Source organism: Paenibacillus sp. FSL K6-1566 (genome assembly GCF_038050475.1).
Taxonomy (GTDB): domain Bacteria; phylum Bacillota; class Bacilli; order Paenibacillales; family Paenibacillaceae; genus Paenibacillus_AQ; species Paenibacillus_AQ lactis.
Genome location: NZ_JBBOSR010000001.1, coordinates 5149367 through 5164092 on the forward strand (window position 1 = coordinate 5149367; position 14726 = coordinate 5164092).

Below are 14726 nucleotides of genomic sequence, written 5' to 3' on the forward strand. Positions count from 1 at the left end.
CATCATCACGAAGCATACATCCGACATGCGAATTTACGTTGTTTACGGCATGGATCGACATTTCGAACTGTGAATCACATGCAGATCCGTGGCGAACTTAATCCTGAAGACGCAGAGAAGTCAAAATAAGCATGGCGAATGTCTTATATGTATCCTACTTGATAAACAAATCTATACAGATTGTATCCCACTCTAACTTTCTAAGCAATCTTTTTTCATAAAACAAGTGCCTTTTGTTCGTCTTTGCGAAAGTATTTCTGACATGATAGAATAGATATCTGGAAAAAATGATAGATTTTGAGGGGTGATGAAATGCCGGTGTTGGAATCAGAAAACAATACCCCCTATGAGTCCCGTGAGGAAATGCAGCGCAAAGGACCTTCGGCCAGATGGTTCTGGGTATTTTGGATTGTACTGATTGGGCTGGGCACTACCGCAGCCTATTTATACAGTAACCATTTGAAGGAACAGGTCGTTATCCAGCTCCAGGAGGATACCAATAGGCAGATGGCTTCGTTCAAATCGGAATACGATCAGCGTTTCAATGAGCTGGTACAGGAATTGGACGAAATGCAGAGTCAGGTTCAATCCTTCAACGAGCTGCTGACCTTCACCAAAGATCAGGCCAGCGGCAAAACCGACAACAGCAACAAGCTGTACAGCCAGCTTAGCGAGGTCGAGAAACAGCTCAAAGAACTGGAACGCAAAATGGAGCTCTTAAAGTGAGCAAGCTCAAATATATCCGACCAAAGCAGGTAAACCGTTTATTTATGCTTGCCATCGCGCCTTTCATCGGCATGCTGCTGTGCATGTGGCTATTAACCCAGCCGCCGCGCATCACGCTGCACTCTTCGGAGTACATAGCCGACAGCCATATCTCCGAGCAGTCGGCGAAGATCAGGAGCGATCTCGGCCAAGCGGCCGCAGCTGCCAAACAAACCGTATCCTCCATTGAAAAGACGGCCGTTCTCTATCAACAGACGACCGCCAAGGTAGGATCCCTTCTGGGAAAAGCCAAGACGCAGGCCGCAAAGCCCGAGCAAATCTATAACCGGAGAATCACCTCAAAGCTGGGAGCCCCCATCGAGACGGTTCACAGCGACCGGATCCGGATTGAATTGTATAAAGTCAATCCCGGCCCCTACCATGGCTATGCGATGAAGGTCAAGCTGAAGGACCCTTCCGCGATGAGCATGTCCCTGGGCAGCGAAAGCGGCAAGCCCGGAACGGTGGAAACGACGATGCGGGCCGTCAGCCGGCACGGGGCCGTAGCCGGCATTAATGCCGGCGGATACGCCGATGGGAACAAGGGCCGCTTCCCGCTCGGCACGACGTTTTACGAGGGCCACTATGTATCCGGATTTCAGCCTAGCTTTAAGGATCTGGCCTTCGTCGGAATGAGCACCTCCGGAAAACTGATCGGCGGCAAATTTTACAGTCAACAGCAGCTTGACCGTCTAAGCCCGAAATTCGGAGCCACCTTTGTGCCGGTGCTGCTGCAGAACGGAAGAAAGACGACCATTCCCGAGAAGTGGAGAAGCACGCCTGCACGTGCTCCGCGCACCGTCATCGGCAATTATAAGGACGATCAGCTGCTGATTCTCGTCACGGAAGGATATGATGAGAACGGCAAGTCGGGTGCTACGCTGCAGGAGCTGCAGAACAAGCTTCTTAAACTTGGCGTGATCGACGCATATAACTTGGATGGGGGCGGCTCCTCCTCCCTCGTCCTGAACGGACGGGTTGTGAACAAGCCCTCGGACGGACAGCTCCGTCCGGTGCCGACACACTTCCTGTTTTTCAAATAAAGGGGCAGTTTTCATATTATCATTTATTTTTTCGGCTAAGATGGTTATAATATAGATTAGCTTAGCAGGAGGTGGCCGTAATGTCTTTCTCATTAACCTTTTGGATCGTCATGATCGTATTTGCCCTTTATATGGTCGGCATTTTGACCGCAGCCTACAATGATGACAAAACCAAAGGCCTGTAAGGCATGACTCCCTCTTCTTATGAGGGGGTCTTTTATTTTTTGCGATAAAAAAAAGCACCGCTGTCCGCGATGCTTATCAAATGAGACGATAGAACCTTTATATTAGGAATCAAGCATGTCTCGGAAGCTGCTGCATCTCCGACATGCATTGTGTGCAGATATAACGCTCCTTAAACTCGCTTACGCCGTCCATCGAGCCGCAAAAGACGCATTTGGGACGGTAACGCTCCAGAATAATGTGGTCCCCCTGCACAAGAATTTCTACGGGATCGCCCTCGTTCATCTGATATCTCTTACGCAGAGACTTTGGAAGAACGATTCTCCCCAGCTGATCGACCTTTCGAACTACACCAGCAGGTTTCATAACAATTGTACACCTCTTTCATCTTCAACAAGTGATTTCTGGAATTCTCAAACTGATAATAAGGGCCTAGTAGTATAGTTCGATAAAAAGCTGTCGAATCCTGCTGGTTTTAAGAATTTATTAGTTTTTTTCGATATCTTATAGGTATACTGGATGGTTTTTCCGAATTATTTAAGCGTCAGCACTACTCATTCCATCCCTGGAAAATCCAATTGGCGCAAAGCCTCATAAACGATAATGGCCGCCGAATTGGATAAATTAAGGGAGCGGACCTTGTCTGTCATCGGCATCCGGATGCAGGACTCCGGATTGGCAGCCAGCAGCTCGGGCGGCAGCCCCTTCGTCTCTTTCCCGAATACAAGAAAATCCTCATCCTGAAATTGAACGTCCATATACCGCTTCTTGGCTTTCGTCGTAGCATAGAAATAGCGCCCGTCCGGATATTTCGCCTTCAGCTCCTCGAAGGAGTCATGATATTCAATATGTACGGCATACCAATAATCCAGGCCAGCCCGCTTTAAGGTCTTGTCATCGGTATTAAAGCCGAGCGGTCGAACCAGATGCAGATGTGTGCCCGTAGCCGCACAGGTTCTGGCAATATTGCCCGTATTGGCTGGAATTTCGGGTTCAACGAGTACGATATGCAGTGCCATGTTGTATTGTCCACCTTTTCTTTAACGTTTTCTTCTATTATAACCGATACGCCGGACTTTTCAGGCTGATTCCAGAAAAACCCTTCCGCTGTTAATCAGGGAAGGGTTTAGGTCTGTTGTTGGATTTATATCACATTAGCGGCTGTTCTTAAAGTGCTCCATAAAGTCCACAAGCGCTTTGCAGCTCTCGTAAGGAACCGCATTGTATACGGATGCCCGCAAGCCGCCTACGCTCCGGTGCCCCTTAAGTCCCACAAAGCCTTCTTTCTCGGAAGCCTTCACGAATTCCTTCTCCAGCTCCTCGGTTTCCAGGCGGAACGTAATGTTCATATCGGAGCGGCTGTCCGGATTCACGCAGCCGCGGTAAAATCCGCCGCTGTTGTCGATGGCATCATAAATGAGCGCGGCCTTCTTGCGGTTCATATCCTGAACCCCTGCAAGCCCGCCCTTCTCTTCGATCCATTTCAGAACCTCGTTAATCATGTAAATGCCGAAGGACGGCGGCGTATTGTACAGGGAGTTGTTTTTCAGATACGTGTTATATCTTAGCATCGTCGGCAGATGCTTCGGAGAGTCCGTAATCAGGTCCTCTCGAACGATCACAACGGCCACCCCGGACGGTCCCAGATTCTTCTGCGCGCCCGCATAGACCATGCCGAATCGGCTCAGGTCAAAAGGACGGCTGAGAATGTCGCTGGACATATCGCAGATCAGCGGCACTGCGCCGGTATCCGGGAAGTCCTTGAACTGCGTGCCCTCGATCGTCTCATTGGAGGTCAGATGCAGGTAAGCGGCATTGTCGGACAATTGGATGTCCGCAAGCTTCGGCAGAGACATGTATTTGCTCTCCTCGGAAGAGGCAGCAACATGCGTCTCCCCGATCAGTTTCGCTTCCTTGAGCGCCTTGTCGGCCCAGCTTCCCGTCATGACGTAATTGGCGGTCTGGCCCTGTCCCAAAAAATTCATCGGAATCATTGCAAACTGCGTGCTCGCACCGCCCTGAATGAACAGCATCTTATAACCGGACGGATTCCCCAGCAGTGACAGCAGGCGTTCCTGCGCTTCATTATGTACAGCTTCATAAACGGCACCACGGTGGGACATTTCCATGATCGACATGCCGGTATTGCGGTAATCGACGAATTCCGCTTGCGCGCGCTCCAGCACTTCCAGGGGCAATGCGGCAGGTCCTGCATTAAAATTGAAGGCTCTCTTGCTCAATTGACTCTCCACCCTTTCTCTGTGTTCCCTTTATCGCTTTATTGATTTAACGCTAATCATAGCAACAATCTGATGGTCCTTCAAGTGTAATTATTCACAATTTTTTTGCCGCTCCCGGTGACTACCTAAAAAGCGCCAAGGGCTTAATTATAAGCCCTCGGCGCTAAATGAAGCTGATCTCTTACAGATCGTAGTACAGGGAGTACTCGTGCGGATGAACGCGGATGTTAACGGCTTTGGCCTCGGCACGCTTGAACTCGATGAAGTTATCGAGGAAGTCTTTCGTAAATACGCCGCCTTCGGTCAAAAACTCATAATCTGCCTGAAGTGCATCCAGCGCTTCGTCCAGAGAACCCGGTACACTGCGGATTTCCTTCTTCTCGGCATCGGACAGCTCGTAGATGTTCTTATCGAATGGCCCGTATCCAAGAGCCGTTGGATCGATTTTACGCTTGATTCCGTCCAGACCTGCCATCAGCATTGCCGCGAATGCCAGGTAAGGGTTCGCCGTAGAGTCCGGCGTACGGAACTCGATCCGGCAGCCTTTAGGGGTTACTGCGGCAACCGGAATCCGAACCGCGGCGGAACGGTTGCCTTTGGAGAACACGAGGTTAACCGGTGCTTCGTAACCTGGAACCAGACGTTTAAAGGAGTTGGTGCTTGGGTTCGTCAGGGCGATCAGTGCCGGAGCATGGTACAGAATACCGCCGATGTAATGAAGCGCAGTTTCGCTCAGGTTAGCATATGCGCCTTTCTCGTAGAACAACGGAGTATCGCCATTGAAAATGGATTGGTGAACGTGCATCCCGCTTCCGTTGTCCCCGAACAGCGGCTTCGGCATGAAGGTTGCCGTTTTGCCGTATTGACGAGCCGTGTTATGAACGATGTATTTATAGATCAACAGATTGTCTGCTGTTTTCTTCAAGGTATCGAAACGGAAGTTGATTTCCGCTTGCCCTGCCGTCGCCACCTCATGGTGATGACGCTCCACGCGAAGTCCTGCTTCATTCAGCAATCTGCACATTTCACTGCGGATATCCTGCTGCGTATCCACCGGCGCCACCGGTACATAACCGCCCTTTACGCCGACTTTAAAGCCGAGGTTGCCGCCTTCTTCTTTACGGTTCGTATTCCAGTTAGCTTCCTCGGAATCCACGAAGTAGCTGGAGCTGTTCATCGTGCTTTCATAGCGGACATCGTCAAACAGGAAGAACTCGGATTCAGGCGCGAAGTACGCTGCCGTACCTACACCGGACTGCTGCAGATATTCTTCCGCACGTGTCGCAATGCCGCGCGGATCACGCTCATATGCTTCACCTTCCGGCGTATAGATGTTGCTCATAATATTGATGGTAGGATGTGCTGTAAACGGGTCGATATAGTAGGAATTTGGATCCGGCATCATCACCATATCCGATTCCTCAATGCCGCGGAAGCCTGGGATAGAAGATCCGTCAAAGGCTACCCCGTTCACAAACGTCTCAGCATCTACTTCTGAAGCTGGCAGGGAAATGTGATGCGCCCGTCCCGACAAGTCTACAAAACGAAAATCGACCCACTCAATGTTATTCTCTTGAATTGTATGCAATAATTTCTCTACCGACATGTCTCTTCCTCCCAATTTCCGAACATTAAGATTAAAACAGCTTAACAATGTTCCTATATTCTTCGTTTTCTTTTCGTCATTATATGCTGGCAGATAACCTCACGTCAATAGCTATGTAAGGTATTTTTAAAAACCATGTCATATAAATTGACATAAGAAACCAATTAAAGTAAAACAACATGAAAAAGACACCTGCAAATAACGTGCAAGTGTCTTCATAGCTATGCTGTGACTCTGCCTATCCATATCCGCTATTCATAAACTTCTCCCCGCGGTTTCCCGGCTGCTTCTCCCGGCATCGCATCGACATTGCGATCAGGTACGAAGCGTATTATACGCGGGCAAAATCGGATGCCGGAGCCTTGGAAGTATTAAAGCTTTTGCCCACGAGCGGAGCCAGCTGCTCCAGATCCTTGAGCAAAGCGGCAAACTGATCCGGGAACAGGGACTGTACGCCATCTCCTGTCATCGAATTATCCGGGTCGGTATGCATTTCAATAATAAGTCCGTCCGCGCCTGCGGCTACGGAAGCCTTCGACATCGGTTCAACCAGCTCCCGGCGGCCTGTTCCATGGCTTGGGTCGGAGATGACCGGAAGGTGACTGAGCTGCTGCAATACAGGGATGGCAGATAAATCCAATGTATTCCGGGTATAGGTCTCGAATGTTCGGATTCCCCGCTCACAGAGCATTACATCCGGGTTCCCCCCGGCAAGAATGTATTCCGCCGCATTTAAAAATTCATCGTAAGTTGCGCTAAATCCCCGCTTAAGCAGCACCGGCTTTCCGCAAGTGCCCAGCTTGCGCAGCAAATCGAAATTCTGCATATTCCGTGTTCCAACCTGAAGAATATCCGCGTATTCCGCGCAAATATCGACGTACTCCGGTGTCATAACCTCCGTAATCGTCAGGAGGCCATGCTTTTGCCCGGCTTCAGCCATCATGATCAGCCCTTCGACGCCGATCCCCTGGAAGCTGTATGGTCCTGTTCGCGGCTTGAAAGCACCCCCGCGAAGCACCTGTCCGCCGGCCGCCTTAACCAGCCTTGCAATCTCGTCGATCTGCTCCGCGGACTCCACGGCACAAGGACCGCCCATGACAACCAGATTGCCGCCGCCGATTTTCGTTCCTTTAATATCGATGACCGTGTCGTCAGGATGGAAATCACGGCTTGCAAGCTTATAAGATTTAGAGATTTTAATGACGTTCTCTACGCCTTTCATTTGACGCAGATGCTCGGCAAGCTTCGGATTGACGCTGCCGATCAGCCCGATCACCGTTCGGTCCGCACCGCGCGATACATGGGCCTGCAGCCCCTCCTTCTCAATCTCGCCTACAATATGCTTAATCTGCTCTTCCGGTGTTTGATTCGAAGTTATGACGATCATGCTTAGCCCTTCTTTCCTCAATATGCTCAGTAATTATTCCTGATTCCACTATAGACTTTCACGCTTAAGCGCTTGTTCGCTTTTAAGCTTTTATGCTTTTATCTATTAAAGTAACTATACAAAAAATGCCCCTTTCCGTCAAGCCCAAATCCTGGACCTTTTGAAAAGGGGAGCTGTTGGTGTACTTACGGAATCGGTTTGTCGCGTCCCTCCGACACTTTACGCTTAACCAGCGGGATAACGATTCTTACCGTGGTTCCGATCCCGGCCCGGCTGAACAAGGTAACCCCGTATTGACTGCCGTAGTGCAGCTTGATTCGCTGATCCACGTTACGGATCCCGTAGCCAGCGTTCGTCAGATTCTGAGCCCCGGTGTTATCCAGCCTTCGGTCAGGAGGGAAACCAACCCCGTTATCGATAACCCGGAATTCCAGCACATTCTGAAGCACCTTGGCCGTGATGCGGATATGAATGGAGTCCCCGGTCCAGGCATGCTCGAGCACATTTTCAATGAACGGCTGAAGAATTAGCTTCACCGTCTCGTACCGGACGACTTCCGGCTCTACGTCATAGCTGACTTGCATTCGTTCATCGTATTTAATCTTCTGGATATCGACATAGGCTTGTGCTTGCTCCAATTCGTTCTTGACGGAAATAATGTTTCGGCCGTCATTGAGCGACAGGCGGTAAAACTTGGCCAGATCCAGAACCATCCGATGCAGCTTATCCAACATGCCAAAGCGGGCCAGACGGCTGATGGAGGATAATGTATTGTACAGAAAATGCGGATTGATCTGCGCATGCAGCGATTCCAGCTCCGCTTCCTTCTTCTGCAGATCGGCCAGGTACACCTCATTAATCAGTCTGCCGATGTTGCTGCCCATCTCATTGAGCGCGGATGAGATATGCGAGAATTCATCATTGCCTTTGAAATGGGCCCGCTTATGGAATTCCCCTTCCTGGAACGAATCCAGAACTGAGACGATTTTAGACACGCGGAGGCTAAAATACCTCGAGACGATCAGGCTCACCACGAAGAACACCACGATGCAGACGAGGCAGATCAACAGCGTCAGGTTGCGAATCTTGACTGTATCCTTCTCGACGATTGGCGCGGGGACAACAGCGATCAATTCCCAGCCAAGCTGAGGAATCGGTTCCCGGATGAGCAAGTCGCCGTTATTGCGGAGCTCCTTCTCCCTGAAGACGGTCGTCTTCACACCGCCCGAGGAGAGGATGATTCGCCCCTGCGAGTCGGATAAATAGAGGGCCGTTCCTTCACCGATTTTTTTATAGTCCATACTCTCGAACAAATAATCCAGGCTGACGTTGATCCGCATAAATCCGATTTCCTGCAGCTTGATCGTGGTGATGTCGATCAAACGGCGAAGGAGCGAGATGCGGCCCTGGGCAGCATCATACTCGATCTGTTTCCATTGCAGCGTCGTTCCGTATTCTTCTTCCGGCGGGTAAAGCTTGTACCAGGTTTTGTCAACCAGGCGGTCATATCGATAAATATCGAACAGCCGTTTATCCGCATCAAGCGGATCGGAATCCGAATAATTATCATACACTTCTCCGAGGTCGTTATTCTTTAAATAGATCGACATCCATATTTTTCGATTGGCCGTGCTGATGGCCGTCTCCAGCTTGGGAATCAAAACCTTGACCATGGTATCGTAACTGACCCACTGGCTCTCCGTGTAACGAAGGCGATTGTTGAATAAGGTATCGAAATACAGCATATCCGAAATCCGCACGATATCCTCGATCTTGTACGTAATGTTATTATTCATTTGATGAAGCGTGCCTTGTATGTTATTGTGCGTCTGTTCCCGGATGGACGTAACAAAGATCTGGGTGGCGATGTTCCCGACCAGCAGCACGGGAATAATGATGAACACGCAATAAGATATCATTAATTTATAGCCGAAGGGCACCTTGACCCGGATTCGTTCGAATTTCCCCGTCATGACCAATCACGACCTCATTATCTACGGTATAGTATGGAAGGCTATGCGTGCTTGCGCCGATATTCCAGCGGCGTCATCCCGTACATTTCTTTGAATTGCCGACTGAAATAGGGCAGATACTGATAGCCGGTCTGGGATGCAATTTCATATATTTTAAGCTTTGTCGTAACCAGCAGCTCTTTCGCCCGTTCCATACGAAGCTTGATGACATAATCGCTAAAATTGTATCCGGTTTCTTCTTTGAAGAGAACCCCTAAATAGTTCGGTGAAAACGAAAATCGGTTCGCCATATCGCGTAAAGTAATATTTTCATGCATTCGTTCGCGGATATTGCTGATGATATCCTCAACCAGCCGGCCGTTCCTGGAATGCTGCCGGAAGTTGAGCTGCTCCGAAATTTCAAACACTTTCATCCGGAGCCAAGCGAAAATATCATTCATCGTCTCAAACTGCATAAGGACATCCAAATTTTTCAGATCAATCCCAAGCATGCGGAACAGATCCTCATGCATCGTGTGAAGATGCGCATCCAGCTTCATGATGATATAAATGGCCAAATTACGGATTGTAAATTTGGATCTGATGTTTGAGGCCAATGCTTGAATCGCTTCGATCTCGTCGTGAATCCGTACAATATCGTAATTGGTCATCGCCGTGAACAAGGAATCGAGGCGTATGTCCAGAATTTTGGCGTCCTCGCGATCCTCGGTCGGAACCTCGTGATAAAGAATCCACTGACCCTTCCCGCGGAACATCTTATAATCTAATGCTTCCACCGCCGTCAGATAAGAAGCGTGCAGCTGCTCCAGCTGATTGGCAACGCCGCCCTCGCCAACCGTTACGGTTAAGGCATAATCGTCCTTCAGCTGCTCCAGGAGAAGCTGTATATCCGGCTTATCGTGCTTGCTGTCCAGCAGCACCGCCATTCGCTGGTCCGTAACCTTGCATACATGCCGGAATCCGGCCTGCTCCAGAAGCATGTGCAGCTTCGCGAAGAACTGCTCGTTAACCCCTGTCCCCTTATTCCTCTCCTCATAGCTGCTGCGCCAGGTACTGACATCATCGATTTCCAAGAGTGCTACACGGACAGGCCATTCGATTTCATTCAGTCTGTACTCCCGTTCGATAATCTCCAGCATCGCCCCATCATACGGCTTTTGCAAAATTTGAAGAAAGTATTGGTTTTTCAAGATCGGCACCATCTGTTGATAGGCACGCTCCGTCTCCTTCCGCTCGCGAAGGCGGTCCAGCTCCTGCTTGACCTTGGTCAGCGCTTCGATAAGCTCCTCATCCTCCATCGGCTTCAGCACATAATTACATGCTTTGAGCGCGATTGCCTGTTTAACGTAACTAAAGTCCTGGTAACCGCTCACGAAAATAACCTGCAGCTCTTCATTCATCTTCTGCGCCTTCTGTGCCAGCTCGATCCCGGTCATATTGGGCATTCGAACATCGGTAACGAGAATATCCACCGGCTCCTTCTCCAGCACTTCCCATGCCGCAAATCCGTTATTAACCGCAGCCGCGACCTCCATGCCGAGGCTTTCCCATGGAATAAAGCTCCTCATGCCTTCTAGGTCCAGTATTTCATCATCTGCCAGCAGCACTTTATACATGGGCATCTACTCCCCCTAAAATTCCGATAAGGGTATACTGCATCCGCAGCATACCCTTTCGGTATTCCATATGGTATTATTGGCCGTTCATCTTGGCGAGGTTTGCTTGCCATCTTTCGGTTTTGAAAGCAAGAAGCTTCTCGTAGCCTGCTGCTTGAGCATCGGCTTCTGCCTTATCCAGCACGGCCAACACTTCGGCATCGTCCTTCGCAAACAGAGCCTTCGCTCTAGCTTCGGTATAGATATCTTCGATACGTTGACGAATAATTCCTTCTTCGCTTTCAGGTGACGGATCCAGGTTAATGAATTCCGTTGCGTTCGCTTGCGTTTTCCATGTTATTTCGTACTGCCAGCGAGTCGACCAGTTGCGCTGCTCTTCAGGCAGTGTGCTTTCGTACTTCGCTTTTGCGGTGTCGACGAATACGGTATTACCGTTCCATTGGATATTCGTTGTTGTTGCTTGAAGCTTAGCCAGACCTTCTGCATCCGTTATATACTTCTCAGTAAACTTCGGTGTCTTTCCGTCTTCCTCAAATCCGTCCCAATATCCGCCTGGAGGGCCCCACATTTGGACGCTTTGTCCTTCAGGACCGGTATACCAATCCAGGAAAGCAAAGATGGCTTCCGGATCTTTCGCGCTTTTCGTAATGACGCTTACGTTCCAGCCCAGCTGCGTATAGGTACCCGGATAAATTTTGTTCTTATCCAGACCTTCCTTAGCAATCGGCCAGATCATGAAATAACCGCCGTTCGGATCTTTCTTGGCCAGCTCGGCATGAGCATTCATCGCATTTTCCGTCGGGCTTGATGCAGCGTAGACTGCAACACGGCCCGTCATTACTTTTTCTTTAACCTGGTCGTTCGTTTGGGTCAGGGCATCCTGCGAAATCAGCTTGTCGCGGAACAGCTTCGCCGCATACTGCATCGACTCGCGATACGTCGGATCGGTGAAGATCGAGGTCAGCTTGTCGCCGTTTGGCACGCCGCGGATCGCGATCCAGCGAGTCAGCGCATCTTCCTTGAATGCGGAGTACAATACATCGATCCCTTGGCCTTCAATGCCCGGCTCGAACGGTACGACTTCATTGCCGTACTTCGCCTTGACGGCCGCCAAGTAATTCGCCAAATCTTCGGTCGTCTCGAGCTTCGGCTCTCCAAGCTCCTTGTAAATCTTCTTGTTCACGACGTAACCGGCGTTGCCGTTCGGCTGGCTCGTATACCAGTTCGGGAACTGATACAGCTTCCCGTCATCGGAACGAAGCATATTGATCCCGGCTTCGCCGAGCCATTCCTTCAGATTCGGATATTTATCCAAATACTCATCGAAAGGCACGAGCATATCCGCCTCTCTGAGCTTCTCCACGTCTGGACCGCGATCGAGCCAGATAACGTCCGGAAGCTCTTTGGACGCGATCATCGTATTGAATTTTTGCTGCGCGTTGCCTTGGGAGTTAATCGCTTTAACATCGACTTTTTTGTTCTCTTTAATCCATTTGGAAGCGTCGTCCTCACCCCAAGGAGGCATCGTATACCAATCGTAATGACCATAGAAGCTGAACTCAAGCGGCTGCTCACCCAGCACGTACTTGCAGTCGGACGCTTGCTCTGTCGGCGTGCCCGTATCGCCGCCCGTGCTAGGAGCCGGATCGGACGTCTTCGTCCCGCCGTTGCCACCGCCGCCGCTACATGCCGACAGCATCAGCGCTGCCGCCAGCAAAGCGGTCATCGATGTGGTCAGAGATTTCTTTCTCAACCTCATTCTCTAATTCCCCTTTCGTATTTCCACTTGATATTTATGTCTAAAGCGAATGCTTCAAACAACATGTTTAGATGCTCAGGATTATGCAAAATCCGATTCCAGCGGCTTCCAGGTCCAATAGATAGATGAACCAAACCATTTCACCCTGCATATTGCCGATTGAAAGCCGCTCTTTGAATATTTGCAAAGACTCTCGGGTTCTACTCTTTCAATGAACCTACCAGTACACCCTTTACAAAGTGCTTCTGTACAAACGGATACACCATAATAATCGGCAAGGTTGCCACGATCATTGTTGCCATGGACAACGATTTGGTCGTTACGCTCTGCATTCTCGACAGCGCTGCCGCCGACGAGGAATCGAGCTGGCTCATCTGCTCGGACATGATGTTCGAATTCAGAATTTGACGCAGAATCGTCTGAATCGGCAGAAGCTCTTCCTTCGTAATGTAGATACTCGGCAAGAACCACTCGTTCCAGTGCGCCACGGCTGTAAACAGGGATAGTGTCGCGATAACGGGACCGGACAGCGGCAGGATAATCCGGAAGTAAATCCCCCAATTGCCTGCGCCGTCAATCTTGGCAGACTCCTCCAGCCCGTTCGGAAGCCCTTGGAAGAAGGTTCGGAATATGATCATGTTCCACACGCTTACCAAGCTCGGAATAATGAACACCCAGAAGGAATCCATCAGACCCAGACTGCGGACGAGCATGAACGTCGGAATCAAGCCGCCCCCGAAGTACATGGTAATGATGCACATCACCATGTAATATTTGCGTCCGATAAGCTCGCGCTTTGTCATCCCGTAAGCAAAGATCGACGTCACCAAAATCGAGCTGATCGTACCGACCACGGTCCGGGCTACGGATATGCCGAAGCCGTTCAGCAGCCGTTTGTCCTGGAAGACGATTTCATAGTTCTCCAGCGTAAAATCTCTCGGCCAGAAAGTCACTCCGCCCAGGGCGGTATCCGAACCGGAATTCAATGATATGACAAGTCCGTTCCAAAACGGATAAAAGGTCACAAAAGCCAACAATGCAAGCAAGATATAGATGACAACCTGCATGACGCGGTCACCGAATCCTAATCGTACCAAATCTACCCGCTCCCTTCATCACAATGTTCGTTTACCATAGACTGTTGCCCGATCTGCGTGCAATCAGGTTGGCGATCGTCAGAAGCATCACGCTGATTACCGCTTTGAACAAGCCTACAGCCGTTGCATAGGAGAACCGGGAGTTTTCGATACCGATCCGGTAAACATATGTATCAATAACATCGGACACCTCTCTAAGCACAGGGTTCTTTGCCAAGAGCAAGATGTCTTCAAACCCGGCAGTCAACAGGTTGCCGATCGCAAGAATCATGAAGATGACAACCACCGGCATGATCGAAGGCAGTGTAATGGTGAAAATCTGGCGGAACTTGCTGGCTCCATCCATGTCAGCCGCTTCGTACATATGCGGATCCACTCCCGCTACGGCTGCCAAATATACGATCGACGAGAAACCGATTTCTTTCCAAACTCCCGTCGTTACAAGAATGGTCCAGAAGTATTCCGGCAAGGACAGGAAGTTGATCGGCTCTTCGATCAGGTTCAGCTTCATCAGCAAAATATTTACGCTCCCGTTATCCGTGGACAACAGGGAAATGACGAACCCTGATACGATAACCCAGGATAAGAAGTGAGGCAGATAGCTGACGGTCTGCACCAAGCGTTTGAAGAACATGTGCCGGACCTCGTTCAGCATCAGCGCCAAGATGATCGGCGCCGGGAAGCCAATTAGAAATTTGAGCAAACTGATGACGATCGTATTGCGCATGACGTTCATGAATTCAGGAGATTCAAAGAACATCCGGAAATGCTTCAGACCCGCCCAAGGGCTGTCGCCCATGCCTTTGAAAATGTTGTAGTCCTGGAACGCCATCAAAATCCCGTACATCGGGATATAGCTGAATATAAAAATCAGCGCGAGCGCGGGAAGCACCATAAGCTGGATGTCCCACTGTTTGGCAAAGCGAACAAGCAAATTGTCTTTCTTCCGTTTAGGAACAGGTTCCTGCTTAACGGATATTTGTGCCATCTCCAACCCCCCGTATGTTTATGCCATGAAGTATCTCTAATGTCTATCATTCTAGTTGAAAGAGGCGAT

Annotated in this window: 12 protein-coding genes; 2 read left to right on the top strand and 10 right to left on the bottom strand. The window is 49.9% G+C overall.

The window, feature by feature from the left end:
* Window positions 1–312 precede the first annotated feature (312 nt).
* Both NST08_RS22835 and NST08_RS22840 read left to right on the top strand, forming a co-directional pair.
* Window positions 313–726, top strand: coding sequence for a hypothetical protein (locus NST08_RS22835; protein WP_007127306.1), 414 nt, complete (start codon window positions 313–315; stop codon window positions 724–726).
* Window positions 723–1808 carry a phosphodiester glycosidase family protein gene (locus NST08_RS22840; protein WP_007127305.1) on the top strand — a complete coding sequence of 362 codons (1086 nt, stop codon included), beginning with the start codon at window positions 723–725 and terminating at the stop codon, window positions 1806–1808. The genes NST08_RS22835 and NST08_RS22840 overlap by 4 nt, the downstream gene beginning before the upstream one ends.
* Window positions 1809–2102: 294 nt before the next feature.
* Here NST08_RS22840 and NST08_RS22845 read toward each other — a convergent pair whose 3' ends face one another.
* The 10 genes from NST08_RS22845 to NST08_RS22890 all read right to left on the bottom strand — a co-directional run bounded on the left by NST08_RS22845 (window position 2103) and on the right by NST08_RS22890 (window position 14657).
* Window positions 2103–2357 carry an AbrB/MazE/SpoVT family DNA-binding domain-containing protein gene (locus NST08_RS22845; RefSeq protein ID WP_007127303.1) on the bottom strand — a complete coding sequence of 85 codons (255 nt, stop codon included), beginning with the start codon at window positions 2355–2357 and terminating at the stop codon, window positions 2103–2105.
* 188 nt (window positions 2358–2545) lie between these two features.
* Complete coding sequence (trmL, locus tag NST08_RS22850; protein WP_007127302.1) at window positions 2546–3010, bottom strand: tRNA (uridine(34)/cytosine(34)/5-carboxymethylaminomethyluridine(34)-2'-O)-methyltransferase TrmL; 465 nt, start codon at window positions 3008–3010, stop codon at window positions 2546–2548.
* Window positions 3011–3145: 135 nt separating this feature from the next.
* The gene (gene serC, locus NST08_RS22855) at window positions 3146–4231 is read right to left on the bottom strand and encodes a 3-phosphoserine/phosphohydroxythreonine transaminase (RefSeq protein WP_341342323.1); all 1086 of its coding nucleotides are present in this window, start codon (window positions 4229–4231) and stop codon (window positions 3146–3148) included.
* Window positions 4232–4412: 181 nt separating this feature from the next.
* Entirely contained in the window at window positions 4413–5837 is a 1425-nt protein-coding gene (gene glnA / locus NST08_RS22860; RefSeq protein WP_007127300.1) for a type I glutamate--ammonia ligase, read from the bottom strand.
* Window positions 5838–6168: 331 nt separating this feature from the next.
* Window positions 6169–7224 carry a 3-deoxy-7-phosphoheptulonate synthase gene (gene aroF / locus NST08_RS22865; protein ID WP_210094409.1) on the bottom strand — a complete coding sequence of 352 codons (1056 nt, stop codon included), beginning with the start codon at window positions 7222–7224 and terminating at the stop codon, window positions 6169–6171.
* 185 nt (window positions 7225–7409) lie between these two features.
* Window positions 7410–9197, bottom strand: coding sequence for a cache domain-containing sensor histidine kinase (locus tag NST08_RS22870; protein ID WP_213613699.1), 1788 nt, complete (start codon window positions 9195–9197; stop codon window positions 7410–7412).
* Between the two features lie 41 nt (window positions 9198–9238).
* The gene (locus NST08_RS22875; RefSeq protein WP_251535682.1) at window positions 9239–10813 is read right to left on the bottom strand and encodes a response regulator; all 1575 of its coding nucleotides are present in this window, start codon (window positions 10811–10813) and stop codon (window positions 9239–9241) included.
* 76 nt (window positions 10814–10889) lie between these two features.
* The gene (locus NST08_RS22880; RefSeq protein ID WP_341342324.1) at window positions 10890–12572 is read right to left on the bottom strand and encodes an extracellular solute-binding protein; all 1683 of its coding nucleotides are present in this window, start codon (window positions 12570–12572) and stop codon (window positions 10890–10892) included.
* Between the two features lie 200 nt (window positions 12573–12772).
* The gene (locus NST08_RS22885) at window positions 12773–13669 is read right to left on the bottom strand and encodes a carbohydrate ABC transporter permease (protein ID WP_007127295.1); all 897 of its coding nucleotides are present in this window, start codon (window positions 13667–13669) and stop codon (window positions 12773–12775) included.
* Window positions 13670–13700: 31 nt separating this feature from the next.
* Window positions 13701–14657 carry an ABC transporter permease gene (locus NST08_RS22890; RefSeq protein WP_007127294.1) on the bottom strand — a complete coding sequence of 319 codons (957 nt, stop codon included), beginning with the start codon at window positions 14655–14657 and terminating at the stop codon, window positions 13701–13703.
* Window positions 14658–14726 lie beyond the last annotated feature (69 nt).